Origin of the sequence: Planctobacterium marinum, assembly GCF_036322805.1 — a bacterium.
Taxonomy (GTDB): Bacteria; Pseudomonadota; Gammaproteobacteria; order Enterobacterales; family Alteromonadaceae; genus Planctobacterium; species Planctobacterium marinum_A.
This window is the reverse complement of the sequence record NZ_AP027272.1, coordinates 2,392,992-2,418,880: the sequence shown is the minus strand read 5'-3', so window position 1 is coordinate 2,418,880 and position 25,889 is coordinate 2,392,992. Positions and strand designations below refer to the sequence as shown.

At 43.2% G+C, this 25,889-nt stretch carries 21 protein-coding genes; 9 read left to right on the top strand and 12 right to left on the bottom strand.

What is annotated here, in order from left to right; translation table 11 throughout:
* Positions 1 to 56 precede the first annotated feature (56 nt).
* Both AABA75_RS10870 and AABA75_RS10865 read right to left on the bottom strand, forming a co-directional pair.
* Positions 57 to 1,394, bottom strand: a complete 1,338-nt coding sequence (locus tag AABA75_RS10870) for a serine hydrolase domain-containing protein (protein WP_338292632.1) — start codon at positions 1,392 to 1,394, stop codon at positions 57 to 59.
* Between the two features lie 88 nt (positions 1,395 to 1,482).
* The gene (locus tag AABA75_RS10865) at positions 1,483 to 2,898 is read right to left on the bottom strand and encodes a PLP-dependent aminotransferase family protein (protein WP_338292631.1); all 1,416 of its coding nucleotides are present in this window, start codon (positions 2,896 to 2,898) and stop codon (positions 1,483 to 1,485) included.
* 106 nt (positions 2,899 to 3,004) lie between these two features.
* Between AABA75_RS10865 and ccoG the strand changes: the two genes are divergently transcribed.
* The 5 genes from ccoG (at position 3,005) to AABA75_RS10840 (ending at position 7,154) form a co-directional block, all read left to right on the top strand.
* Positions 3,005 to 4,468 (top strand): cytochrome c oxidase accessory protein CcoG, encoded by a 1,464-nt coding sequence (ccoG, locus tag AABA75_RS10860; RefSeq protein WP_338292630.1) that lies wholly within the window; start codon positions 3,005 to 3,007, stop codon positions 4,466 to 4,468.
* A gap of 87 nt (positions 4,469 to 4,555) precedes the next feature.
* A complete protein-coding gene (locus AABA75_RS10855) occupies positions 4,556 to 5,392 on the top strand; it encodes a mechanosensitive ion channel family protein (protein WP_338292629.1) in 837 nt (278 codons plus the stop codon).
* Between the two features lie 6 nt (positions 5,393 to 5,398).
* Positions 5,399 to 5,776 (top strand): hypothetical protein, encoded by a 378-nt coding sequence (locus AABA75_RS10850; protein WP_338292628.1) that lies wholly within the window; start codon positions 5,399 to 5,401, stop codon positions 5,774 to 5,776.
* Positions 5,777 to 5,802: 26 nt separating this feature from the next.
* Entirely contained in the window at positions 5,803 to 6,255 is a 453-nt protein-coding gene (locus tag AABA75_RS10845; RefSeq protein WP_338292627.1) for an SRPBCC family protein, read from the top strand.
* Positions 6,256 to 6,332: 77 nt separating this feature from the next.
* Positions 6,333 to 7,154, top strand: a complete 822-nt coding sequence (locus tag AABA75_RS10840; RefSeq protein ID WP_338292626.1) for a substrate-binding periplasmic protein — start codon at positions 6,333 to 6,335, stop codon at positions 7,152 to 7,154.
* A gap of 32 nt (positions 7,155 to 7,186) precedes the next feature.
* Here the strand turns inward: AABA75_RS10840 and AABA75_RS10835 are convergent, their stop codons facing one another.
* From AABA75_RS10835 to AABA75_RS10820, 4 genes are all read right to left on the bottom strand, one after another.
* Complete coding sequence (locus tag AABA75_RS10835) at positions 7,187 to 9,325, bottom strand: lipoxygenase family protein (RefSeq protein WP_338292625.1); 2,139 nt, start codon at positions 9,323 to 9,325, stop codon at positions 7,187 to 7,189.
* A gap of 133 nt (positions 9,326 to 9,458) precedes the next feature.
* Positions 9,459 to 11,330: a TonB-dependent receptor gene (locus AABA75_RS10830; protein ID WP_338292624.1), complete on the bottom strand. Its 1,872-nt coding sequence runs from the start codon at positions 11,328 to 11,330 to the stop codon at positions 9,459 to 9,461.
* Positions 11,302 to 11,709 carry a Plug domain-containing protein gene (locus AABA75_RS10825; RefSeq protein ID WP_338292623.1) on the bottom strand — a complete coding sequence of 136 codons (408 nt, stop codon included), beginning with the start codon at positions 11,707 to 11,709 and terminating at the stop codon, positions 11,302 to 11,304. The genes AABA75_RS10830 and AABA75_RS10825 overlap by 29 nt, the downstream gene beginning before the upstream one ends.
* Positions 11,710 to 11,859: 150 nt before the next feature.
* A complete protein-coding gene (locus AABA75_RS10820; protein WP_338292622.1) occupies positions 11,860 to 16,914 on the bottom strand; it encodes a diguanylate cyclase in 5,055 nt (1,684 codons plus the stop codon).
* Between the two features lie 414 nt (positions 16,915 to 17,328).
* Between AABA75_RS10820 and AABA75_RS10815 the strand changes: the two genes are divergently transcribed.
* Both AABA75_RS10815 and AABA75_RS10810 read left to right on the top strand, forming a co-directional pair.
* Entirely contained in the window at positions 17,329 to 18,051 is a 723-nt protein-coding gene (locus AABA75_RS10815) for an HD domain-containing protein (RefSeq protein WP_338292621.1), read from the top strand.
* 215 nt (positions 18,052 to 18,266) lie between these two features.
* Positions 18,267 to 18,737: an EF-hand domain-containing protein gene (locus AABA75_RS10810; protein WP_338292620.1), complete on the top strand. Its 471-nt coding sequence runs from the start codon at positions 18,267 to 18,269 to the stop codon at positions 18,735 to 18,737.
* A gap of 136 nt (positions 18,738 to 18,873) precedes the next feature.
* Here the strand turns inward: AABA75_RS10810 and AABA75_RS10805 are convergent, their stop codons facing one another.
* On the bottom strand, positions 18,874 to 19,506 hold the full coding sequence (locus tag AABA75_RS10805; RefSeq protein ID WP_338292619.1) for a TetR/AcrR family transcriptional regulator: 633 nt from the start codon (positions 19,504 to 19,506) through the stop codon (positions 18,874 to 18,876).
* A gap of 274 nt (positions 19,507 to 19,780) precedes the next feature.
* Here AABA75_RS10805 and AABA75_RS10800 point away from each other — a divergent pair, with 274 nt between their 5' ends.
* Complete coding sequence (locus AABA75_RS10800) at positions 19,781 to 20,662, top strand: substrate-binding periplasmic protein (protein WP_338292618.1); 882 nt, start codon at positions 19,781 to 19,783, stop codon at positions 20,660 to 20,662.
* Between the two features lie 77 nt (positions 20,663 to 20,739).
* Positions 20,740 to 21,819, top strand: a complete 1,080-nt coding sequence (locus tag AABA75_RS10795; protein WP_338292617.1) for a hypothetical protein — start codon at positions 20,740 to 20,742, stop codon at positions 21,817 to 21,819.
* A gap of 13 nt (positions 21,820 to 21,832) precedes the next feature.
* Here the strand turns inward: AABA75_RS10795 and AABA75_RS10790 are convergent, their stop codons facing one another.
* From AABA75_RS10790 to AABA75_RS10770, 5 genes are all read right to left on the bottom strand, one after another.
* A complete protein-coding gene (locus tag AABA75_RS10790; protein ID WP_338292616.1) occupies positions 21,833 to 22,417 on the bottom strand; it encodes a hypothetical protein in 585 nt (194 codons plus the stop codon).
* A 15-nt stretch (positions 22,418 to 22,432) separates the two neighbouring features.
* Entirely contained in the window at positions 22,433 to 23,239 is an 807-nt protein-coding gene (locus AABA75_RS10785; protein WP_338292615.1) for a hypothetical protein, read from the bottom strand.
* Positions 23,240 to 23,270: 31 nt separating this feature from the next.
* Entirely contained in the window at positions 23,271 to 23,777 is a 507-nt protein-coding gene (locus AABA75_RS10780; RefSeq protein ID WP_338292614.1) for a hypothetical protein, read from the bottom strand.
* Between the two features lie 209 nt (positions 23,778 to 23,986).
* On the bottom strand, positions 23,987 to 24,739 hold the full coding sequence (locus tag AABA75_RS10775; protein WP_338292613.1) for a LytR/AlgR family response regulator transcription factor: 753 nt from the start codon (positions 24,737 to 24,739) through the stop codon (positions 23,987 to 23,989).
* Positions 24,740 to 24,766: 27 nt separating this feature from the next.
* Positions 24,767 to 25,861, bottom strand: coding sequence for a sensor histidine kinase (locus AABA75_RS10770; RefSeq protein ID WP_338292612.1), 1,095 nt, complete (start codon positions 25,859 to 25,861; stop codon positions 24,767 to 24,769).
* Positions 25,862 to 25,889: the final 28 nt, after the last annotated feature.

Below are 25,889 nucleotides of genomic sequence, written 5' to 3'. Positions count from 1 at the left end.
TTCACCCATCCACAATGAGTCATTATTCTTAACCTGTAATGCGATTAGTTCTAGAGTTATTGTTGAACATCTTTATTCAATAAATATTCTGCCACGGCTTGATAAGCGGGCAATGAGGTAGGGTCAATGTTCGCATTTTTTGCTTCAGGATATGAGGCAAAACGCACAATCACCATCTCGGCTGTGGGATCAATATAGATAGTTTGTCCATGGACTCCTCTGGCGGTGTAGGCATTGTGTTTATTGTGCAATACCCACCACATACTGCGATAACTTCCACCATTAAGCGAAGAGTAACCAGCTTTTGCAAAGGCTGCTTTGTCTCCTCCTCTGATTATTTGCTCAACGACAGACTCCGAAAAAATTCTTTCACCATTAATCACCCCTTTGTTAAGCATCAAGAGGCCAAGACGGGCTAGATCCCGTAAGCTTGCACTTAGTCCACCTCCGGCAAAGGGTACACCACGCCCATCAACCGTCATGTAAGCATCTTGTTCAGCCCCAATTCTTCTCCAAATCTTTTCTGATAGTAGGTCTGAAATCGATCTTTGACTAATGCGTGATATTATCCAGCCTAAGGCATCGGTGTTAATAGTTTTATAACCAAAAGCATGACCATGTTCACCAGATTTATTAACAGTTTGAAGATATTGATAATATCCGTCAGGCCCTGAATAGCCGATGTTCTTGGGGAGGGGGCTTGCAGCTTTGGAATACCTCCAGATATCCGCCTCTGGATTTGAGTAGTCCTCGCTATAATTTAGAGCTGTAGTCATATCCATAACCTGACGTACAGTAGCACTTCCAAAGGCACTTGCAGTGAGTTCCGGAACAACAGAAGAGACCAGTTTAGTGTCATCGAGCTTCCCTTCCGCAATAAGTATTTCTGCCAACAACCCTGTTATAGACTTTGTCATCGACATTGCAGCGTGTTTACCGAGTTCATTTAAACACCCGAAATACTCTTCATACACTACTTTATCTCTATGTAGGATTAAAATACCATCGGTGTAATTCGCCGAAAGTGATTCCCGCCAACTCATCTCCTTGTTTTCATTAGGTGTTCTGAATTGAATACTATCGATACCCGGATCAATTTCATACTTGAAGGGATGAGGATTGCCCAGCCCTCGGCTCACTTGTTTGGTTGGTAATAGTTCCCGAATATGACACACCGACCAACGTAGCTTGGGGAAACCAAAATAATTCGATTGTGGTTGCATTATCAGTTTGTCTTCAGGTGGTGGACTACCCATCATCCACTTTAAGACACGAGGGTCAGAGTCTTCTGCAGTAAGCCTCTCTTCTTGTTTTGCCCAAGTATTCTCGACAGGACAAAAGGTTAGTAAAAAAATCAGTAACAAATAAGGATGTGCTGCTGTATTTAATGCCATTGTTTTGCCTTCTTGGTGCTGTACTCAATTCATTTAATAACAACTTACTTAAGAGATAATAATATACTCCAAAGACAACGTGACAGGATCACACTGATACTGACGCTCCAAATTCAGTTAATAGCATGAGGATTTTCAACGCTTGAGCACGACTCTCTGTTAAAGGATGACAAAAACTCAAGCGCAGGTAATTGGAAAAGTCATTGTGGGAGGTGAACAGTGCGCCGGGGGCTAATACAATGCCTTGCTCTAAAGCCTTGTGGTAAAGAGAGACGGTGTCCAATTGTGCAGGTAGCTTCACCCAGATACAAAGCCCGCCAATCGGAGAAGTATATTGTATCTCCTCAGGCCCCTGATTTTGCAGGTAGCTTAACAGTGCATTTCTGTTTTGCTCTAGCTGCTGTACTCGTTGTTTTAAATAGCGCTGATAATCGCCTGAGGCCATAAATTCTGCTAAAGCCAATTGTACTGATGAGTTACTAGCTAGCAGGGTGACCAATTTTAAGCGACAGATAGCATTGTGCCACCTGGCTCCTGAAATCCAGCCCACCCGAAGCTCACGAGACAAGGATTTTGAAAAGGAACCGCATAGGATCACCCGCTCATGATTATCAAAATGCTTAATCGGCTTTGGTCTGAAGTGAAACCCTAAGTCTCCGTAAATATCATCCTCTATAACGGCGAAGTCGTATTCTTCTGCCAGCAGCGCCAGAGTTTGTTTGGCTTCATCTGGCATACATGCCCCTGTTGGTGTAGAGAAGGCAGGAGTAACCACACAAGCCCGAACATCGTATTCTGAAACCACACGCTGTAGCGTATTTACATCAATTCCTGAGATGTTGTGGCAGGGCACTTCAATAGCATTTAAGCCAAGCTCATCAAGCAGCTGAATAACACCATAAAAGCCTGGCGACTCGATGACCACATTATCCCCGGGCTTACAGGTGGCCATGAGTGCCATGAACAAGGCGTGTTGGCAACCGCCGGATATGGCGATTTGATTGCGGTTTAACGATACGCCAACCTTACTATAATGCCTGGCAATTTGCTCTCTCAGGACTACAGCGCCTTCTGGCTCATCATAGTATGAAACGTTACGGGCACTGTTTTTGCGCATCGTTTTATTTATCAAACGATAAAGTTTGCTGATTAAACGGTTTTCTGGTTCGGGCGTTTCATCCGGCTTAATGTCAAAAGCCGCTCCCTTGGTGATAATCTCTCTCAACAGTTCTGGGGTCTGGACGATTGCAGGACTAATTGTCTCAAATTCAGGGGATTCCGGGGGATTAGGATGAATAACTGAGCACACGGTAAAACCACTTTTAGGCTGCGCCTCTATCAGGTTTTTCGATTCCAACTGGTATAGCGCGGCAATCACTGTATTTTTCGCCACCTTTAAATCATCAGCCAAACGCCTTATAGAAGGCAGCTTATCCCCCGGACAATAAACGCCTTTGGTAATAGCCGCTTCTAATTCTTGCGCAATCTGCTGATATTTTTTCATTCGCAATCTGTACCCACAAAAAAACAAATAACTGTAACTGTACCCAATAATATTACCGGATATCATTCTGGTGTTCAAAGTCAGTGACAGTCAGGGCGAATAGATCATGAATGGTGTGCAGCAACAACAGCGTATTGAAATTAAAGATATTACTCAGGTGCCTAAGCCGCAGGAAAGCACGGCAGTGCAGCCTCGCGATGCTTCTATCAAGAGAAATAAGATCTATATTCGCTCTGTTAGGGGAAAAATTGAAAACCTGAGACGCTACACCGGGCTGTATTTTTTACTGATGTTTCTGGCGTTACCTTGGCTACAATACAATGGTAAACAAGCGATTTTATTGGATTTTGTCCAACAAAAGCTTCATTTTTTTAGCCTGACTCTTTGGCCACAAGACCTCACCATTTTGGCCTGGCTCTTTATTGTTGCCGCATTTGCACTGTTTTTTGTTACTGCCATTTGGGGCCGGGTCTGGTGTGGCTTCATGTGCCCGCAAACGGTGTTTACTTTTTTATTTGTATGGATTGAAGAAAAAACTGAAGGGGCACGTAATAAACGCATTCATCTAGACCAACAATCGATGTCCAAACAAAAAGTCCTTAAAAAGGGCCTGAAGCACAGCTTATGGTTAGCCGTTTCAGCCCTGACGGCGATAACTTTCGTCGGCTATTTTACCCCGATAAAGCCCTTGTTGTTGCAACTCAGCCAGCTGAACATAGATTTTTGGACCGGGTTTTATATTGTGCTTTTTACCGCCTGTACTTATGGTAACGCGGGCTGGTTACGAGAAATCATGTGTACCCATATCTGTCCATATTCTCGTTTTCAATCATCCATGTTTGATGACGATACTTACACGGCAACCTACAACGCGTATCGCGGTGAGGGTCGTGGACCGCGTCCTAAAAGGCTTAGCCAACAACAATATAAGAGTAAAGGGCTAGGGGACTGTATTGACTGTAACCTGTGTGTACAAGTGTGTCCTACCGGTATCGACATTAGAAACGGACTGCAATATGAATGTATCAACTGCGGTGCTTGTGTCGATGCCTGCAATGGCGTTATGGCGAAAATGGGCTATGAATCTGGCCTGATCAGCTATACCTCCGCTAGCAATCTCAAGCAAACCGATAATCAAGCTGTTAATCACAAACAATCCTCTCTACTGCGTCCCAAGGTTATTGGCTATTTTGCGGTATTGCTGGTCATGACAGGCTTATTGATTGATAGTGTTGTTAACCTTGCGCCTCTTGACTTAAATGTGATCCGAGACAGAAACATACTTTACAGAGAAACGCCGAATGGCAATATCGAGAATGTGTATACCCTGGTAGTAATGAATAAAACCCAATCAGCCCAGCAGGTTACGCTTAGCACGGAAGGATTGTCAGATGCCAAAATAAGAGGTGAAAAAGTAATAACCATCGAACCTAATCAACTTGTAAAACACCCCATAACGATAGATGTAAACGCCAGTGTACTCAATGAACGCATTACACCTTTTCAGATTAAAGTGATGAATAGTGCTGGTGAGATTGCCATTAGTGAAGCAACATTTTTTGGAAGATGAACAAGCCAGGATGATTGCGAAGTGCAATTAACTCGTTATGATAAGAATGACTTCTAATCATTATTCTTATCGTAACGAGCTTTCCACATGAATGAGACCGCCAGCGAACAATTAGAACAGGTTCAGCAGATTTACAACATTATTGTCAATTTCCTGGTGAACTATAGCTTCCAGCTTCTGGGGGCTCTACTGGTATTTATTATAGGGCTGGTCATAGCCAAACGCATTGCTAAAGGTGTTGTCGCTCTGTGCCAACGCAAGAACCTTGATATTACACTGTCGCAGTTTATTGGTAATGTGGTGAAAATCACCATCTTGGTGATGATTGCCATTATCTGTTTAAACATGATAGGCATTAGCATTACACCGTTTGTTGCTGCCATAGGTGCCTTGGGTCTCGGTGCTGGTTTAGCAGTACAAGGATTGCTGTCTAATTATGGCGCTGGCTTCAATATTATCCTGGCGCGCCCATTTGTGGTGGGTGACACCATAAAAGTTGAAGGTGTCGCTGGTGTCGTAAGAGAAATCACCTTGGCTTTTACCAAGCTAGAGGACGAAGACGGTGTTGAGATCCTCATTCCCAACAAGCATATCGTCGGCGAAATCCTGCATAATTCCAAGCACTTTACTCTGACGGAAATGCAAGTGGGTGTGGCATATGACTCAGATATGGACAGGGTGGTTGCTTTGCTAAAAGACGCCATCCTGAACTGTGACCTGGTAACCCAAGAACCGGCACCACTGATAGGTATCGCTGAATTTGCAGATAGTTCGGTGAATATCGAACTGCGTTATTGGGTTGAAACCGACAAGTTATATGCGTCCCGTTATCAAGTGAATAAGCTCATCTGGGATACACTCAAAGCGAACCAAATCGCTATCCCATTCCCGCAAAGGGAAATTACCTTTTTGAATCAGGCTTAAATCAACATGAGACTGCGACTACTATGTCTTTTGTTTTGTTTATACTGTGGTTTTGCCTTTGCTCAGGCTACGCCGAGGCCCGGAAAAGTAATGGAGTTCGCGGGCGAACAAAAAGCCTGGCACGCAAAGTCTAAACAATGGTTGGACTTGCGGGAGTTTTGGCTAGCTTATGCACAAGAAAATAACGGTTTAACTTGGGGTATCAGAGATTCCTATCCACCATTCGAACAGGTTGAGGAATTTGATACCATGATCATGCAGACTCCCGATGGTGAATGTCTGCTGGAGTTTTTTCATCAGCGCTGGCGCAAAGCCAATGATGTGCGCCGCTGGGATAAAGCATTCGATAGCTTTAGCGGTTGTGCTACGGTATTTGAGTATTAACCAAAAATATAATTCAGGAAGTAACATTGTACAAAATAGAAGTAGAAGAAGTCTTAGATATGCCGATTGACGCGGCGTTTCAGATGTTAACAGACCATGGTAATTACAATTTGTACCCCGGAATTAAAGCGGCTCAATTACTGAAATCAGGTCGAGATGAGCCCAATGGGGTAGGCGCTGTGCGTGAAGTAAAGCTCAATGGTGCTACACTGCAAGAAGAGATAGTGCGTTTCGAAACCAATAAGGTCATGGAATATCGCATTCGCGATGCAAAGCCCTTAGGTATTTATCATCCCATGGGGCGAATGGAATTTAGTGAGGTAGAGGGCAAAACCAAGGTTTATTGGACTTCTGAGTTTGCCATGAAACTACCTTTGTTGGGGCAGTTATTAGATAATTATCTGGGCCCGAGAATGGCAAAAGCCTTTTCAAACTTACTACAGGGTGTTGCCAGTCGTTACCGCTTTTTTAATCGATAACAAGGATGCTTATTCACTAGCTAAACTATGGTGTATTTATGGGCTACCGGGGGTCAGTTTGTTTACTTCTGTCATCAATGATGGCTCTCTCAGCCTATTGCCACCAAGCTTTGGCTGATACTGGCTCAAATTCAAATTCGCTCAAACTCTACACGGAAGTTTTTCCGCCTTACAATTTTAAAAAACATGGTGAGTTGCGAGGTATCAACTACGAGATTGTCGCAACGGCTTGTAAACGAGCAAGGATCCAATGTGATATAGAGCTTGCCCACTGGAACCGCGCTTACAGTAATGCGTTGAACAACATCAATACAGGGGTGTTCACCACTGCAAGGTACCCAAAACGCGAACACCTCTTTAAGTGGGCAGGGCCTCTGGTTTACAGTAATGCGTGCTTTTATCGCTTGCAAGAAAGAGCCGACATTGTGGTAAAAAATAGCGAGGATTTGAGCAACTATACTGTGGGCATTCCCCGTGGCGATATCTATCAAGATGTGTTGCATGATCTTGGGTTGACTGAAGGCAAAGAATACATCACCTTTTCCAATAAACATGAAGACACCTTCATGTTTGCCCAGCAAAAACTGGATTTGATGATCGGCTCTTCACTTACCCTCAGTTTTCAGTTGGAACAGGTGGGATTGACGCCTGATGACGTCATGCCAGTGTTGGAGCTCAATGATGATGCCTTGGGCGGTAATTACCTTGCCATTAATAAAAATACCAGCCCTGAAACAATCAAAGCACTACAAGTGGCTTTTGATTCGATGTTAGCCGATGGAAGTTATGGCCACATAATCGAGCACTATGTACAAAAGCCAGACCTCAGTAAGTTACCCGAAAGAGCACTTATTCGCTGTCTCAATGGCTCCACTAATATCACACCAGCAAGCAACTAAAAAAGGAGAGCAATGCTCTCCTTTTCTGACCATTAAATACTGATACTGTTGGGTATCTTCGAAGGATACTGGAATGGATACTCCATAGGTCGAGTTTTATTGCGCTCTAGTATTGTAGATTCAATCTCTTTCAGGCTTGCCTGGAATTTTTGCAACGGCGCATTTACACGACTATCGTCAAAGTAGGGGCCTTGTTTTTTCTCGTCACCTTCATCGTAATGACCAAACGTATCGTACTGTAGGCTGGATAGCAGATATTCAAACAAGTAGGTATACGAGCCCACATCTAATGGTGGATAGTATTTGCAGCAATCTTCTTCATTGTTAATCACCGTATCTGCGCCGGGCGCCGGCTCATAAATGGTACCAGCAACACCAGGCATAAAGGACATTAACGGATATTGTGCGAAGTTCACCGATGCATGCTGCGGCCCAGCAATGTAAATAATCTGGGCAAGAATGCGTTTCAGATAATCTTTTGAGGCCAACAACCATGGTAGTGACTCCGAAGCTGTGTTCTTTTGAAGATGCTCAAACCCTTTAAAGCCAGCATAATCGCCAGATACCATTTCGTTTATCCAGTTTTGCACCTCAAAGTCTTTTACTACGTCTTCGTCGTTAGCGTAATAAATATCGATGTAGTCTGAAACCCAATTGAAAGTAGCTTGCCACAACAACATGGTGTCATCGCGGAATGGAAAGCTGGGAATAGTATCCACTCCGCGTCGGGCAAACACAACCTCGGGGTTATTGTCATCAAACTTCCAGGCTTTATGTGCCTCAGCCACCAGATCCCAGGTATCTTGTATACGCGGTCCTACATTTGTAGCGACAACGCCACCGGGAATGATAAGACTGTGCAGAGCACTCTGATTGATATTAATCGTGAACCTGAAGTGGGGCTTGAGTAACACCATTAACGGGTGCACTTTTGCCAGGTTTCGGTTAGCAGCAACCACCATAGGATCAATTTCCAGGTGGCAATCGCCAAGGTGAGCGACAGACTCGTGTTGTATGGCGTTACTCACGTTAACAAAGTACTTGGCAATCTGCCATTTAAAACCGTTTTCATCATTGGCGTTGCCGGCATCTTTAGGAGTAAAAATAGGGGCCTTTACCGGATCCGGCCTTTGTAATAACTGAATGGCAATGGGCTGCAGCGCACCGCCTTCAGTTTGTGGATAGCCTTCAGGTGGATTGGGATTTAAATAAAACAAACACATTGGTGCGCCCAAAAAGCGTTCTTCACCGTGAACCGGCACACAAGTGGCCCCCTCAAGACATTCGTAATCCACAACGTAAAGGCGATTTTGTTCCGCCGCAGCTTTCAGTGAAACAGTGTCATCCCCCAGCTCCGTGCGCAATATAGCATCAGTTACCGGAAATTTGGTCAATAACTTGTCCAGCTCCACAACATCGGAGTTCTCTGGAGCCTTGACCCGTACACCGCGTAGCATGGTGGTGTTAAAACCACCTACCTGCAGGTAGCCAATAAACCAGTCTTCCATACACTGGAATTGTCCACCTGACATCCATGGCTGCTTATCATCATCGATTTGCAGCATCAATGGCATGGGGATTTTCTGAAATAGCTGCTTATAGCGCTCCCAGGTCTCTGCTTCGAGGATTTCTCGTCGTTCGGTGGTAGACAACAAATCCCACATAGAGCTTTTAAGAATGGCTGTAGGCCCATTTTTCTCTACTTCTTTGGCCAGCTTTTTAATTGCTTTTAAACTTTCTTGTAATTTGTTCGGCAAACTTTCAAGGGCCACACCAATAGCCTCAGGGATATCATCAAGGGCATCAAAAATATCGCTAATTGCGTCTACTTTGTCACTGATACTGGTATCTTGAAAATCAATCAGTTCTTTGGCTGCATCTTTTATGCGGTCTAATATCGAGTGTTTTTTGGTCAGCTCTCGCTCTTCCTCTAGCATGTCCTCAAGATTGGCAATCAGGTTAGCCATCATCGTAGCCACGATGGGGATGAGTTTTAACTTATAAGGTGTATTGAATTCCTCACCCTCAGGCAAGTCAGCCGATAAGGCCACCCCCAGCATGTAAGTATTCATGTAGTTGAAAGATGTACCTGCAACCGATAGCTGAAAAGCCCTGGCGGCTTGCTGAGCAGAAGAATCTTTTTGCGGGAGTGTGGGCATTACTGAACTCATATTAACCTTATCCTTATGTGCAGGTTGTTTTGGTGCTTCTCGCCGGTAAAACCGGCAAGAATTTTTTTACTCTTGCAGCAGAAAATGTAGCAAATGCAAATGAATTTACCAGCAATTTAGCGGGAATTTTTTGTCAGAAAAGGTAAGTTACTTCTACACCATAACGGCGAGCTTCGCCCTTTAAGTCCTGTAGCAGACCAAAAGAGGGCCCCATATCGAAGTGGATTTGACTGTACTCCTCATCAGTTAAGTTTTTACCCCACAGGGATAACCTCCAGAACTCAGACTCCCAGCTAATGTTGCCGTTCCACAGGGTGTAGTCATCTTGTTTAGCATACGGGTTTTGATTCTGGTCAAAGTAAAATTCAGACTGGTGGTCAAATTCCAATTGTAAACTCAGAGTCCCGTCAAACAGGTCCATTCGATAATTTGCAAGACCATTTAAGTTCCACTCAGAACTAAATGGAAGACGGTTGTCGCGAATGACTTCCCCGTTGAGATTAATAAATTCATCCAGATTTGCCTCAGGCAAGTAACCAATACCGGCCATCAATAGCCAATGATTGTCCGGGGTATAACTAATATCCAGTTCCGCACCATAGATTTTTGAATGACCGACATTATCCAGTACCTGTGCCGGTGCAGCTAATTGCTGGGACGATTGCTGATTCATGAACACCTGTTGATTGTCGTAGTCGTAATAAAACGCAGCAAGATTCAGGTGTAAATCGTTAAGATGGGTTTTCATACCAATTTCCCAGGCTTTCAACGACTCAGGCCCATACTCAGCTAGCCGGGCTTCATCGGGCGAAAAGGCGAGGGCACCATTGTAACCGCCGCTTTTAAAGCCGCGATTGAAACTATAGTAAACACTTGTTTGTTCGTTCAGTTTCTGTACCAAAGCTATTTTGCCAGAAACATCATTGTCCTCAATATCGCCTTGAAAGTTCCAGCCCGGTACAGTAACGCCATCAAAATCTCCTGCAAACGCAGGCACATTGATCGTAGAGGTAGCCACATAGTCAATATCTTCTTTGGTGTACCTCAATCCGGTCGTTAAGGTAAAGCGTTCACTAATTTGAAAATCAAATTGTCCGAACAGCCCAATAGACTGAGTATCCACTGTATTGTCATAAAAAAAGTGTGCAGGACCGGCAGTTAGCAAGGCCCTGGCATCATAAAAAAGGTCTATTTGGTTGTCTTGCTCAATGGCTTCGTCCAGATAAAACAGCCCGGCAATAAAATAGTGTTCGCCCAGCTGTTGATTCAGGCGGAATTCTTGCGTTACCGTTTGATTGTCGACCCCCAAACCACCATCACACAGGCGAGCTGTGCTGGCATCACAATTGAAGGTATGAAGTCTGTCTAACTGATTGACACTGCTAATGGAAGTGAACGTAGTGTCTTCAGATAGTCGATAATTGAACTCAACACTACCACCGAAACGCTCAGTGGAGTGGGGGCTATTGTCATCCAGGCGGACGTCGTGAAAAGCATCACTGCCCACATTAAAACCAAAGTTATCGGTACAGGCAGTCGAGCCCGCCAATTCTGGGGGACACAATTCCCCTGTACTCAAATCAGCTATGTAACCTTTACTTCGAACGGGCTTAACATTACCTTCCCAATCGGCACCATGTAGCTTGAATAGCACATCCAGTTGTTCGGTTTGATGGCTTAACAGGAAACGAAAGTTGTTTTGCTTCATTCCCGATTGAGGGTAACCTGGGGCGAGATTATTGGATGAGTAATCATAATCTTGCTGGCTAAACCCCAACCGGATTGCGGTTTGCTCTGTAAGTGCGGTATTGAATACCCCCTCAATTTTGTGGTGGTCCTGATTAGCCGTGCCCAAGGTAAAATAACCTTCAGTAAAAAATTCTGGACGTTTAGAATTGATTAACACCGCACCACCTGTAGTATTGCGCCCAAACAGTGTGCCTTGTGGTCCTTTTAACACTTCAATTCGTTCCACATCAAATAAGTAGAGAAGGGAGTTGCTCAATGCCCCCCCCCACTACATTATCCACATAGAAGGCCACGGGCGCTGTGGTAGTGTTATTGTAATCAAGGCTGCCTACGCCACGAATATTGACAACAGGCGGAGCCCCTTCACCAGTGTTTGCGGTTATCTTTACGTTGGGGATTTGTGCGGAAAGCTGCGTTGTATCTTTGAGATTCAGTTGTTCCAGCACTTCACTGTGCAACACTGAAACGGCAACACTAACATCCTTGCTGTCTTGTGCTCTTTTTTGAGCATAAACCGTTATGTTCTCAATACTCTGTTGCTTTTCAGAAGGTGCAACATCGGCACTGCTATTGGCATGGCCTTGAGTGTGCAAACAGATGCACAGTGCCGCTAGCGAGAGCGTGGTTCTTTTCATTTAATCCAAAGTGTCTCATCAAATTACTCTCTTAAATGTACAAGTCTGACGGCAATTTCGCACAACAAAATTAGAAAAATTTGAGTTTTTTTAGCAACCAGGTAGTTTATAAGACCTTAATGTGAATACTGTGACATTCCACTCAAACGATTAGTCTTCACTTATTAAAACTCTGTTGCGACCCTCACGTTTTGCTCTGTACAAACCTTGATCAGCGACGTGTAATAAATGTTCCAGGGTGTGCTCGTTACCAGTGTAACTGCATACACCAATACTGAGTGTCACTGAGAATTGGTGAGGGGGGCTTTCAATTGACAATTGCTCTACAGAGCTGCGCAATCGCTCAGCAACGTTTGCACTTAACTGAATATCCGTGTCGGGTAGGATGACGGCAAATTCTTCACCGCCCAATCGACCGAATATGTCACCGGGTCGCAAGGTGTCCATGCAAGTCTTGACGACCTTTTTAAGCGCTTCATCTCCTGCTGAGTGCCCATAGCGATCATTAATGGCCTTAAAGTGATCGATATCTATCATCATAATGCCCAGCGGCCGTCCAGAGCGCATACTGCGGGACATTTCCGTATTAGCCACTTCAATAAAATGACGTCGATTAAATGAGCCTGTCAGAGAATCAAGTGTTGCCAAAAGGGTGAGTTTTTCATTAGCCTCGTGTAGCTTGTGAGTGCGCTCGGCAACACGCGCTTCTAGCTCTGCGTAAAGCGTGGCGTTGTCCATAGAGATAACCATTTGTGAGGCTAATAGTTGTATAATTTCTATCCTTTCTGGGGTAAAAGCATTGCGCAGTAAGTTGTTTTCCATATAAAGCAAACCTGTAACTTCATTGCGATGCAAAATAGGAACACATAATATCGACTCAGGCTGATATTTAACTACATAGGCATCTTGTGCGCAGAGCGGATCTTCTGGCGCGTAGTGTATTGCCAAGGCTTTCTGCGTACGAAGCACATACTGCAGCACCTGCAAAGGCAAACGCTCATCTGTCATAAAGCTAAAGTCATCGTCAAATAGCTCCACTTTTTTACCTTCCATCTTAGCACTGGCTGTCCACTGCCAAAGCCCTTTGTTTCTGAGCAAAAGTGTTGCGTTTTGAGCGCCCGCATTTTCAACCACTAACAGCATCATGGTTTGAATCAGCTTCTCTTTTACGATTTCCCCAGATATCGCCTGCGAAGCTTTCATTACTGAATTAAAATCAAGATCCTGATTTTGAGTAAATCCTGAATTGACTGTTGTTGGCGTCTTCTCCCAGTTTTTTTGTATGGTTTCAAAGTTTAATAATTGCTGGAAGCCTTGGGAAAGCTTGGCCTTTTTGAGTTCACACCCCCACAAGTCATACAAGTGATAAGCGCGCCTCAAATATATTTGAGCAATCTCTGATTTTTCATATTTTAACCAAAAGCGCGCCAGAAACTCGTTACCAAGAGCTTCTTCGTGAAGTTGACCGGAGTCTCGGGCAATACTAATCGCTTTTTCATAGAGTTTAATATTCTTCAGGTCGAATGAGCTACTAAGATGATATATCTCGGCTTTTAGCAACATTGCTTTGCTGCCAAAGTTCGCTCTGCAATTATCTGCCCAAAAATCCAGTTTCGCTGAATACTCCTTGAGTATGGCAAGTTCCTGACTTGCCAATTCCCCTCCTTTGAGGTTCATTATCAAGGTCAGTGCGGCGTAAAAGTAATATTGGGGGACGTAAATAGAAGATACGACCCCTGGCAGGAGTGGTTCTAACTTGTCTGTGTAGATTTGTGCTTGTTGCCATTCCTCCGCAAAAAAAGCGATAAACTGTTTAAAGCTATATAATTTTGCCAGGGCGGTATGATCACCTACACTTTCGTGCATTGATACGCGACTGCTCTCTTGATAATAGTCGCCTTCAAGGATCCACGGCTTTTCGCACTGAGTTTGCAGGTTACTGATGGTTTGAGACAACATACAAACGTAGTGGTGAAACACCTCCTGGCCAGCCTCATCGATACTTTCCAGGTAGGCCTCTGTGGTACGCCCCAAATCTGTTAGGTTTTGTCCTTGATAAAAACTATGTACTTTTTCCATCATAGCCGACATTGCTGCGTACTCCAGGTCTCCCCTGGTCAAGGCTAACTGGAAATTATTGCGCAAATCAACGATGGAGGTTTTGAGAGGAGCCTGCCAAATTTCAACAAATGTTTTGATTACGTATACGGTTTTAACCTCGATATCTGTGGCCGAAAAGCGACGATTAAGCTTTTTGGCCACTTCGGCATAGCGCTTGCCACTCTTTACATCCCCTACAAGGCCACATAACAAAATACCGAGCGTGGCAAATGCAAATGAAGATGTGCCAGTACTGCCTTTGCGCAATGAGAGTTGTATCATTTTACAAACGAGCAATGCGAATAACATGGGTTGGCTACGAAATGCCGCAGCAGTAAACACATTGAGTACATCAAGTGCTATTTGGATTTCCGGTCCTATGGCATCATTTTGGTAAACAATCCAGTCATCTGACACCTTAGACAATTCCAGTAAAGTGGAAGAGATAGACTCTTGTACATCTAATTCATCCGGCGCATCAGGCAAGGAGATGTCAAATAAAGAGATGGCCTCCAACCCGACGCTAACCGCTTTATCTGAATGGTTTTGTGCTATTAAAGCCAGTATCCTGATTTTCATAGCACTGAGACGTGCAAACTTGTCTTCTGTGCGACTCTCTAGCTGCAACAAAATACTTTCCATTTCCCCATAGCTGTTATTTATACAACAGACTTCGGCAGCCTCGAGAAAAATGCCGATAATGATATCGGCTTTATTGCTCCAATCTTGCTCAACTATAGCGCCGATCGACATCGTAAAATAAGACTGCGCAGTGGAAAATGCCGCACTGGCTCGTGCTTTTTGACCTGCAAGTCGATTTTTATGAATAATATTGAGCCGCTCTTCGTCATCTTTAATATACTCCCGTGCCACATTGAAATGATTTACCACTTCAAATATCCGTTCGCTAAGTTCCCCACCACTGAGTTGATTACTCAGTTTCCTGCCGATCTGTATGTGTAATTGTTTACGCTCATCTTCAGACATTGAAGTGTATGCCGCCTGTTGCACACGATCATGCAAAAATCGATATTCAGCGCGGGTTTTGATGGCCGTGGTGTGGGTTATTTCAGTTTCGGGGTCAAGATATTGTGCCCACTGCCAGGCCTCATCAACGGGCACTAAAAAACCCGCTTTTAACGCTTCCATGAGCAGTTTTGCTACTTGCTGTACTGTTCGACCGCTGATGGTTGCCAGCGTGTCTAACTCAAAACGATTGCCGATACAGGCGGCGCGTTGCATTAATACCAACGCTTCATCCGACAACCCGGTCATCTTTTTCAGCATTAAGTCTATAACGTTGTCTGTGCTGTCTGCGGCCACCAATGTCGCAATATCCCAGGTCCATTGCATACGTTCCTGACTGAAGCGAATTTGGCCAGCGTCATATAGAGACAAAAGAAACTGATTCAAATAAAAAGGGTTACCGAGGGTTTTCTCATAACACAATGAAGCCAGTTGGCGACAAGATTGCACCTCAAGGCCAGTTGAATCGGCGATAAAGCGATTCATATCCTGAGCGGAGAGGGGGCTCAACTTTAAATTATTAGTAATAGTTTGGGTGTTCTTAAGCTCCTCTAAAGCTTGGGAAAGTGGATGAGTTTCATTCACTTCGTTATCGCGCCAGGTGAGAACAAGATAGAGATGTTTGATATGGCTATCATTTAACAGTACCTGCACCAGCTTCAGCGTAGCTAAATCGCACCACTGCATGTCATCTAGAAAAATGACCAAGGGTCTTTCGGTATCACATACAGCTCGCATAAACCGTTGAAACGTTCGATGAAACCGGTTCTCTAGCTCTGTGCCCTGAACATTTGCCAGTTTGGGTTGCTCACCAATGATGTGTTTCATTTCGGGAATAACGTCAATAACAAGCTGTCCGTTACCCTCCAGCGCTGTGAGTAAACGAGTTTTCCAGGTCTCAATCTGTTGTTGTGACTCGGTGAGTATTTGTCTTACTAAGGAGGTAGAAGCCTGAAGAATTGCAGAGTAGGGGGTAGAGCGTTCGAATTGGTCAAACTTACCTTCGGTATAATAGCCTTGGCGAGACACTACCGGCTTTTGAATTTCTCTAATAAGAGATGTTTTGCCGATACCGGAAGCGCCAGAAACTGTAAGCAACGCATTCTTACCCCGCACCACTTTATCGTATAACCCCAGCATGGTGGCAATTTCAAGCTCTCGGCCATATATCTTCTGCGATAAGTTTAGCTCTCCAGAATGATCATTGGCTCCTAGAATAAAATGGCCAATGTCACCCGTGGTACTGTGCTCGCGGCGACAAATCTCAAGATCTCGGCGTAATCCTGCAATCGTAACGTAACGGTCCTCAGCATTTTTGGCAATCAGCTTCATTACCAATTCAGACAAGGGTTTGGGAATACGAGGATTGAGCTCATGAGGTGATTGTGGAATTTTCGCGATATGTGCATGCACCCATTCAATGGCATCTTCAGCAGAGAAAGGGAGTTTATTGGTTAGCATTTGGTAAAAGGTAATGCCGAGGGAATAGAAGTCGGTTCGGTAATCCAATATGCGATTCATACGCCCGGTCTGCTCAGGGGAAATATAGGCAAGGGTGCCTTTTAAAACACCGGGCTTTTCAGCATCTATATTTTCCGAAGCCAACTCAATCGATATGCCAAAATCGATGAGCTTAATTTTTTGAGTTTGGGTATTGAGCAAAATGTTGGAAGGATTGATATCTTTATGGATCACCCTTTCACCATGCACCAGCGCCAGACAATCCACTATCTTAAGTGCAAAGCGCCAAAACTCCGGCAAGCGCATAGGACGGTCACGATAAACGTTAGATAGAGAATCCCCCTCGAAATCCTCTAATACCATAACCAGACTGTTTTCATGGCGTATCAAATCCAATGCTTCGATAACACCTTTACCTGAAAGCTTTTTGGTGAGTTCGAACTCCCTACGAAATCGAGCCAGTTGCTCTGAAGTCGGAAAATCTTGATTAAGCAGCTTCAGGATAACCGTTTGCGGAAAACCATTAGATTCAGAATCAGCATTTTGAACTCGATAGACAATTGTGCCAGAACTTTCGAATAATTTTTCTCGAACTTTATAACAGCCAATTTGGAACATGGAGCAGATCCGTTTTCTTCTAACTTGTCAGAACAAGCAACACAATGTTTCAGTTCTTTAAAACTAGCAAATATTGAAAGTTAATACCATTTAAGATTTACCCTGAACATACACCGAAATACCGCTTAAAACAGGGTGTAAAAGCGGACTACTTGTCCCTATGCCACGCAATCAATTGTAAATAAAATGTTGCTAATCTATAGCCCTAACCCTATGATTAAATTCAAAAAACAAACTACAACTTATTGTTTTCTGATGCTTGGCGAAATTCCTTACCCAATTCGACCAGTAGTGATAGACAGGCAAACCTGCTTTTTCTTGCCATGCGACTTCCAGTCTCAATACCAAAACTCCGAACAAGCTTTAAATGAGTTTATGCTAATAGACATTTACAGCTATGCTGGTGGAAAGTATATGCCTCAGTCTAGTGCTTTCCACGATGTGGTTGAATTTGCCAAAAGCTATTTGCGCAGTGACGAGGAGAAGCTGAGCAAACTTTATTTTCACAATGAATGTCATACCTTTCATCCTGTTAAAGGAGTGTTATCCGTCGCTCTCAAGCTCGCTATTATTGATGGTATGTCGTACACCGATGAAGCTTATGAACGCATTGGACTGGCGGCTGCATTGCATGATATTGGCAATATTGTGGAGAGACAGGAACACGAACAGATCAGTATCGATGTCTCCCGTAATAAGCTCATCCAATTGGGTTATGACCGACAGATGATAGAAGCTATCGCCTGTTGTATTTACAGCACTGCGATAGACTACAGTGATGGCCTGGTGCGTCGCACGGTTGGCTCGCGAGAAGCTAAAATCGTCTCCGATGCAGATCTGAGTAACCCGGGGTTTCTTGATGTAACCAATTTTGCTGCAGAATCAATTAAGATTTGGTTAGAAATGGATGAGTTTGGTATTGAAGATTTTTCCACTACCGGGGTCGCACTTACCAAAACTTTCTTTAATCAAATAGGCGATTACTACACAGGTACTGCCCGTCATTTGTTCTCTGAACGACGGCAAAAAAATTTAGCAGGCTTGGAAAAAGCCGTTGAACAACTGCTTAATAAAGCCAACTATAGTGAACAAACCCTCATCCAAATATTATCAGAATTGGATAAGACGCTGTCTTGAGCGCAAAATTTAACCAATCAATATCACTAAAAATAGTGGCAAATATTTGCCGTCAAACGGCACTAACAAACGCTTTAAAACCCAAATATTTCCGGTTTATTCTCTTTACCTAAAATTTACACATAAATCACTGATTATATTGAAATTTATCTCACTAACTTTGGAACATTCATTGCTGTTAATGATTGCGAATAAACGCATGTTAGGAGAAAAAAATGAATTCAATTTCGGGGCTTTCGGGTTTCGACCCTCAAGCGATGATGCAAAAAATGCAGGAACGAGCTCAACAAGCTGATACCGATGGTAATGGCGCCTTGTCTAAAACGGAGCTTACAGAGTCGATGGAAGAGGCAGGGCGGACACCACCAAATTTTGACAAGATGTTTGATAAGGCTGATACGGATGGTAACGGTGAATTGTCAGCTGATGAGCAGCAGGCCATGCATGACCACATGCAGCAGCGTATGGAACAGTTCCAATCAATGGGAATGCCCGGATCTGCGGGGTTTGGTTATCAACAAAACAGCTCTTTTGACAGCTTATTGAAATCATTAGAGACAGACGATGAGCAAGACAATGATTTGAAGTCAGCGATTGAACAAATCCAGAGCGGGAATTCATCTGGGAACCAACAAGCGTGGCAAGTATTGAATGAAAGCATACCTGCGGTAAACACATACGCTTAGCGAGCGTATTACTAAAGCTAAGAACGTGAGGCAAAGACCGTAAAGTAGCGTTAATTGCCTCACTTTTTAGGAGCTCACCTTCACAATCGTTACGCGTACCAGTTAAGATCCAATAAAATAGGGGTTAAACTCATACTTACTCAGAAACTTTATTAGCAATGCCATGTTCTAATAAAAGTGCATGATGCTGACTTAATTCGGTCAAAAATTCTTTATTTACAACGATTCCTAACTCTTGTTTGAGATCATCCGGCAACAAAAACGGAAATACAGACAGACTCAATGTTGAAATCAAAATATGTACCGGGTTAAAGCTTGAGGAGATATTACTGTTGTTTTCAATACTGTTTTTTAATTGCGTTGCTCTATAGGCCATAAGCTCACTAAATACATTGTTTACTATGTCATGTTCAACTGCATCGGGATCGTGTATGGAACGGAATATCAGTTTAGGTAAATCGGGGGTCTCTGAGAGCAACGAATAATAAAGAGCGATTAATTCTTGCGGAGAAATGGTTTGCCCCTTGGACTTATCATCGCGAATTCGGGTAAGCAAAGGCTGTACGGTTTCTTTGATAACTGTCCGAAACAAATTTTCCTTACTGCCGAAGTAATATCTGATCATGGCAGCATCGGTTTTGGCAGCCTCGGCAATCATACGTGTGGTGACTTTTGCATAGCCTTTTTTTGCAAATAGTATCCTTGCTTGCTGCAATAATTTTAAACGTACGTCTTTGTTGTTTGAAGGACGCCCGGGCATTTTAGTCATTATTAATCCTTTGTTTTAAGTCGCTGATGTTTCTGTAACACCGTGATAAGCATTACCAGAGACAAAACAGAACTTACTGATAAATTCTGAAAACAAAACTATAAACTGATTATCCACAAAATATCAAATGTTCCCATAATGTATATTATGTTAAATTAGATATTTATCCACAGGTTATTATTAAGTTAATAAAATCAATATCTTGTGTTTTTTCTTAGGTTTTTTGATATTGCGCCCCCCTGTTTAATAAATAAAACATGTAATCGTGCGCTACGTGCATGAAAATGAATTTAGTGAAGCTGAGTATTGTTTTATTCACGCAGCAACGCTGAGAAACTCAGGTAAAATTCTGGTACTTCCAGACTGGCTCTTCTATGCTCTGAAAGTAATCCTGCTAATGTTGGTTCGTGTAATGCTTTCAACAATCATTAAGTTCATTGCGCTTGGTTGTATTGTCTTTCTATCGATTGGGATTGGTGCCAGCGAAAAGTATTCGGTAATGCTCTATGAGCCGAACAATCCTCCTTATGTCATTTTTGATAATGCTGACACCAGCGGGATTTTTCTGGATGTGTTTGCCGGTATTGAGCAACACACGAATCTAAAGTTTGAATTTGTCTATATGCCAATTGCACGCGCCTTACATGAATTTGATGCCGGCAATATTGATATCGAACCCGGTGTGAATCCGGACTGGCGTCGTCATATGAAAGTACTGGGTGAATATTCTGTCGCTTACGCGATATCCGAAGAAGTCGTCGTTTTTTCCCCCGGTAACTATAAAGATGTTAAGGGTCCTGGTGATTTACTGGATGAGATTGTGGGTATCGTCCGAGGATTCTCGTATCCCGAATATGACGCCGCATTTAGCTCTGAAATGATAATCCGCATCAATAATGTGTCTCAAACTAACCTTCTACAACAATTGTTAAAAGATCGATTCAAACAAGTATTTGTGGGGCTCAATACCATCCTCTATTTCCAAAAGGAAATGCCAGAGTATAGACACTTGCAAATTGGCAGTGTTGTAGACAAACGCGATGTTATGATGCGTGTTCACCCTAATCAAAAAGCTATTCTTCCCGTCCTAAATGATGCTTTGATGCAAATGATTAACGAAGGAGAAATACAACGTATTTATGCGCGCTATCGCTAAAACACTTCAAGAACTCAAGAGATTTTTTGCGACGTTTCGCTATCTTTATAAGTAGCCAAACAAGAATAAGTGCTTTCATGAAAATACCTTGTCAGACATTATTATTGATATCCATCGCTCTATTAACATCGGGCTGTGTACATTTTGGCCCTCAAGCTGTGCAGACAAGTCGATTGGATTACAACCAGTCATTGCGCGCCACAGAAGATGAACAAATGCTGCTAAACATTGTTCGTTTGCGCTACAGAGACCGTATGTACTTTCTGGAAGCCGATACCGTTACGACTCAATTCTCTTATTCGGCTTCGATTCAGCCTGGCATTAACTGGATACCCGGGCTCGGTAGCAATGAGTCATTAAATAATCGCTTGGCCATTGAAGAGCGCCCCACCGTAACTTACAGACCTCTGCGGGGAAAAGATTTTGTTGAACGGATCTTAACACCAGTCAACGCCGAAACACTGATCTTACTGAGTAACTCAGGCTGGCCAATAAGCCGAATACTGCGTACCTGTCTTGAACGCATAAACAACCTCGAAAATAATTATCAAACCGACCAACAGGATTTTACCGTTGATACAAAGTCTCACCAAACATTCATCGACGTTGTATATGCCTTGCGAGAGTTGGAGTTGGCTAATTTAGTCGCAGGCGCAAAAGATCCTGTGTCAAAACAAATCGTGCTGCAATTTAAAAAAAAGGCACACAAGCACCCTGCTTTCATGCGCCTAGCAAAAATATTGAGTTTTGATCCCAGTTTAACGGTTTTGCCTTTGGTAAATGCAATAGAAACCGAAAACAAAGATGTGCTTACGATTCAGGCACGGTCGTTTGACAGTATTATGTTTTTTCTGTCCCAATCAGTAGAAGTTCCTGACTCTGACCTTCAAGAGCGGCGTGTCCCTCTGCGCAATGATGAGCAAGGTACTGTTTTTGACGAAGCGCGAGTCACTAAAGATTTATTCAGGATCCACAGTTCCATCGAAAAGCCAGACAAAGCTAATGTAGCCGTTTTTTATCGCAACAACTGGTTTTACATAGATGATAGTGATTCAGCCAGCAAATCGACATTTAGCCTGCTAACACAGATATTTGCTTTGCAATCAGGCTCTGTTCAACAAGCGGCGCCGATTCTGACAATTCCTCTGGGGAACTAGGTTGAATTGTTGTTTAGTTGCCCCGAATGGCCATAGCCACATTGTCCATCTTGCTTACCGTATAAGCCATTAGCGATGATGCTTTTTGGTCCGCGTCATTTTGTGGTGGTAATGAGCAAGTAATAAAACTATTGGGCATTGATTTGGAGCGAGTGGCCGCTAACGATTTAGTTTTTAAAGTTTGTGCCCCTACTCTGTTGCTACTTGCGGTTTCTCCCCAGTAAGCCGCAAAGCCTTTTTCGGTATAACTAGACTTACCCAACTGACAAATAACATCTTGTTGTTGATTGAGATCAGAAACCTGGATTTCTGCAGAGAGATAACCATCAAAGTTTTTATCATCGAGTATCGGACAATAAATATAACTACTGCCACTGAGCTGATCTAAATAATCGCCTCGATTGTTGTAGTTGAACAGCGCTCCTGAGCGATCCATGCGCAATTCTTTTGAGCCAGAAAAATAATGGCAATTATTGGCAAGATACAATTCTTTTGGAGACGGTTGAGTGTTGTTCGCCAGACAAATAATGGCATCGGCCTGGGTAGATGCAAATAACAGTAGCAGTAAGTTTGTTTTTACAATTTTTCTGTAGTTCATCTAATTAACCTCTTTTTAAGGCAGTATAAATCCGTCTCTCGCAAAGAAAATTGCCCCTTCACCATCGTATTCAAACGATACAAAGGATTCCCCTTGCCAAGGCCTATTCACCATTAGCGTTTGTACTTTTTCTTCAACACTTTCCCCCTCTTCCACATACACCTCCAATTTACACAAACTCGTGCCGCATTGGCTTTCCTGTAGGTGCACCCCGGAAAGCTGTGGCGTATCATTCAATAACCTCATCACTTTAGTTTCTATTGTGGTGCTCCATGTGGGATCGGGTGTTTCTTCAGATAATTGACTCTCGTAAGCGTTAATTTGTTGCTGAACGGCAAAGTGTTGATTTTGAGCATATTGATCGTCGTAATGGTCTTCAGGAACGGCTTTTGTTTGCGCGCTTTTGAACTCCACCTCCGTGCTACTCAACACATTAACCTGTCGAGTTTGAGTCACTTGAACATCGGTATCTCGATTAACCAGTTGTAGCAGTTGAGTTTCGATATCGGAAAAGCGCTTCTCGTAATCTTCCTGACGTTGAACGAGCAACGCTAACTGTTGATTCACTCTGTCTATTTCACTGAAATAATCAGATTTATTACGACTATTCTCGTCGGCTATTGCAATGCTTTTCAGTGTTGCAATTTGCCTTTGAAGCCGCGATTCCATGTCCATTAATTCCGATAGCAATTGATGATCGCTACCTTGTTCTTCATTCTGAATGAAGTTGTTATTAGGCTGAGATACCAAATACGCAACAACTACGACAAGCATCGTACTTAATGCTAGTAGGAGTTTTTGTATGGTTCCAACCTGATTCATTTATGCTATGTCCTGAATTCGCCTGGCGGTATTAGCGCAACAACTCAGTTACCTGATATGAAACCAGGGAAACCGGATTGTATTCTGAGTATGGAGGTAATGAGCAGCTCAGGCTTGCTTTGGTGTAGGAGCCAGAATGCGTTTTTACTCGGCTAAGCGTGGTAGTCAGTTCTTGCAATCCTGCGCCTCCATCGCTGGATGCGGTGGTCCCCCACCTGGAGGTGAGGCGTTGGCCGTACTGGGTGCCAGAAACCTGACAAGACACCCCGTGACCTCCAGAGTTATCGTCAATAACCACGACGCTGACTTGTAACCCCGTCAAATCTTTTCCTTCGGAAACGACAACTGGACACATCAACGACACAGATTCCTCATGATTAGAATTGGAAACGTTGCCGATGTTACTCAGTTTTACGCTATTTAAAGGACCTGATGATTGATAACAAAGTGAAGCTGGATAGGACTTAACATTCGTCGCAGCATGCAGCGATGCATTCGCCGACAAGACCAAAACTGCAAAAAGTGTGAGGCGATTCATTTCTTACCCCTTATTGTAAATGTTCTGTAAATCCCTGACTTTTTTGTTATCTATTATTCCGCATAAAAAATCAACCACTTTTCGTTCATAGCTCTCAGTAAAATGCTACATAATCGGCTACAAGACAGATGAAATAAGGGATGAGAAAATGAAAAAAATATTACATTAGCTTGAGGTTTAAAGTGATTGTTGTGCACTTTATTCAACATTTAAGTGAGAATATCCTGTAACTTATCTTTGTATCGACGAGATAACATCAACTGTTCTCCGGTCGTCAACACTACCGTGTAATCACCTTGATAATTTGGTTGTAATTCCGCAACAGAAGAGAGCCTTACTATAGTGGAACGATGTATTCTGCGAAACTCTCTGGGGTCTAGGTACGCTTCCAGGTTACTCAAAGTTTCTCGATAAAGAATAGACCCGGTATCTTGCAAGTGTAATTCCGCATAATTTCCGGCACCTGAAATGTATTTGACGTTACTGACCTCCACAAATCGAACCCGCTTGGGCTCGCGAATAACGATACGTTCTTTGTAATCTGTGGATTCTTTTTTGAGCTCAGAATGTAGTGCTGATATATTGCGTTGGTCGAGAAAAGACTGTTCTTCCAGTAATCTTTTTGCCTTATCTAACGCCTCGTAAAGACGAATGTTTTTAAAGGGTTTAAGCAGGTAGTCTATGGCGTTTAGTTCAAAGGCTTTCACTGCATATTCATCATAGGCAGTAGTAAATATTACCACTGTTTCTGGAGGCAGTTCCGCCGCCACTTCAACACCAGTTGCTCCCGGCATTTGAATATCTAAAAATAAAACTTGCGGACGCTCTTGCCATGCCAATTCCAAGGCTTCCTGGCCATCTTTAGCTTGAAAAATCTCGTGCGTCTCATCCTCTTTATTAAGCAACGCAACGATACTCTCTCTCGCCAGCGGTTCATCATCGGCAACCAATATCTTTAGCATTTTTTTAGTCCTTATTATTTATGCCTACTAGACCACATTAACAGGAATGATCAGGCTAGTTAAAAAATATCGCTCAGGTAAGGCTTTGAGTTCGAGGCTGTAATTCTGCCCATAAATTCTTTCCAACCTTGCTCTATTGTTCCCTACGCCAATGCCAAAACCACTTTCAGAAGTGTTCTTTGGCACTCGATTGGTGACTTCAAAATGGAGTTTATCCTTTTCTTGAAACAGCTTAATATCTATCACATTACCAGCAGTTTCTAATTGAGCGCCATGTTGAATAGCATTTTCCACCAACGGCTGCATCACCATAAAAGGTAATTTGTACTTTAATACCTGATTGTCGCAATTGATATTCACTTCTAATTTATCATTGAAGCGCATTTGTTGAAGCGCCAGATAGAGTTCGATAAAGTCCAGCTCATCTTTAACCGTTACTAACTCCGTATCCCGGTTTTCAAGAATTGTGCGCAACATAACACTCAGATCGCTCAATGAATCGGTAGCGTCCTCATGCCTGCCGACTCTTATCAAACCGCTGATACCGTTAAGGACGTTAAATAAGAAGTGAGGATTGAGCTGAGATTTCAAGGTTTGTAATTCTGCATTTAGCAACTCAGCTTTTAGTCTTTGTTCTTCGAGTTCTTTATTTCTCAAGCGCTGTGAATAATCAAACGCATAACCAAACGCAAACAGTGCAAAAATCAGGATGAGATCGGCATGCCAGGGCGTATTGCGGTAGAAATACCCCACCATGTTGCTGAAACTGCCCTGCTGCCAGTCTTGTGCCAAACCATAATGTAAAATTGCCATTGATGAGATTTGAATCAGCAAGGTGGCAGAAACCACGAACAGGCAGTTAAAAATTGTAAAGCGCAACCATCCCAGTTCATTGGCGCGAGTCAAAGGTGCAAAAGCCACCAGGAACGGTGCTGCTAAGATCGCAGGAAAATACCAGTAAAACACAGTGGCGGCTGCATTTAACCAACTATCGAGTGACTGTAAAAATATATTTTCAGCATGAAACTTGAGGTTAAAACTCAACAACGCCTGAATGAGCAGTATCACACTACTGCCAATCAAAATCCGCCAGTTTTTTAATCGACCGATTGCGTCATTCAAGTTTAAAATCCCGGAATCTTCAGGTTTA

Coding starts and splice junctions, on each gene's coding strand:
- AABA75_RS10775 (WP_338292613.1), bottom strand. CDS start 24,739: ATGCTAAAGATATTGGTTGCCGATGATGAACCGCTGGCGAGAGAGAGT.
- AABA75_RS10865 (WP_338292631.1), bottom strand. CDS start 2,898: ATGAAAAAATATCAGCAGATTGCGCAAGAATTAGAAGCGGCTATTACC.
- ccoG (WP_338292630.1), top strand. CDS start 3,005: ATGAATGGTGTGCAGCAACAACAGCGTATTGAAATTAAAGATATTACT.
- AABA75_RS10795 (WP_338292617.1), top strand. CDS start 20,740: ATGAAAATACCTTGTCAGACATTATTATTGATATCCATCGCTCTATTA.
- AABA75_RS10850 (WP_338292628.1), top strand. CDS start 5,399: ATGAGACTGCGACTACTATGTCTTTTGTTTTGTTTATACTGTGGTTTT.
- AABA75_RS10780 (WP_338292614.1), bottom strand. CDS start 23,777: ATGAATCGCCTCACACTTTTTGCAGTTTTGGTCTTGTCGGCGAATGCA.
- AABA75_RS10840 (WP_338292626.1), top strand. CDS start 6,333: ATGATGGCTCTCTCAGCCTATTGCCACCAAGCTTTGGCTGATACTGGC.
- AABA75_RS10855 (WP_338292629.1), top strand. CDS start 4,556: ATGAATGAGACCGCCAGCGAACAATTAGAACAGGTTCAGCAGATTTAC.
- AABA75_RS10825 (WP_338292623.1), bottom strand. CDS start 11,709: ATGAAAAGAACCACGCTCTCGCTAGCGGCACTGTGCATCTGTTTGCAC.
- AABA75_RS10820 (WP_338292622.1), bottom strand. CDS start 16,914: ATGTTCCAAATTGGCTGTTATAAAGTTCGAGAAAAATTATTCGAAAGT.
- AABA75_RS10815 (WP_338292621.1), top strand. CDS start 17,329: ATGCCTCAGTCTAGTGCTTTCCACGATGTGGTTGAATTTGCCAAAAGC.
- AABA75_RS10835 (WP_338292625.1), bottom strand. CDS start 9,325: ATGAGTTCAGTAATGCCCACACTCCCGCAAAAAGATTCTTCTGCTCAG.
- AABA75_RS10785 (WP_338292615.1), bottom strand. CDS start 23,239: ATGAATCAGGTTGGAACCATACAAAAACTCCTACTAGCATTAAGTACG.
- AABA75_RS10870 (WP_338292632.1), bottom strand. CDS start 1,394: ATGGCATTAAATACAGCAGCACATCCTTATTTGTTACTGATTTTTTTA.
- AABA75_RS10810 (WP_338292620.1), top strand. CDS start 18,267: ATGAATTCAATTTCGGGGCTTTCGGGTTTCGACCCTCAAGCGATGATG.
- AABA75_RS10790 (WP_338292616.1), bottom strand. CDS start 22,417: ATGAACTACAGAAAAATTGTAAAAACAAACTTACTGCTACTGTTATTT.
- AABA75_RS10805 (WP_338292619.1), bottom strand. CDS start 19,506: ATGACTAAAATGCCCGGGCGTCCTTCAAACAACAAAGACGTACGTTTA.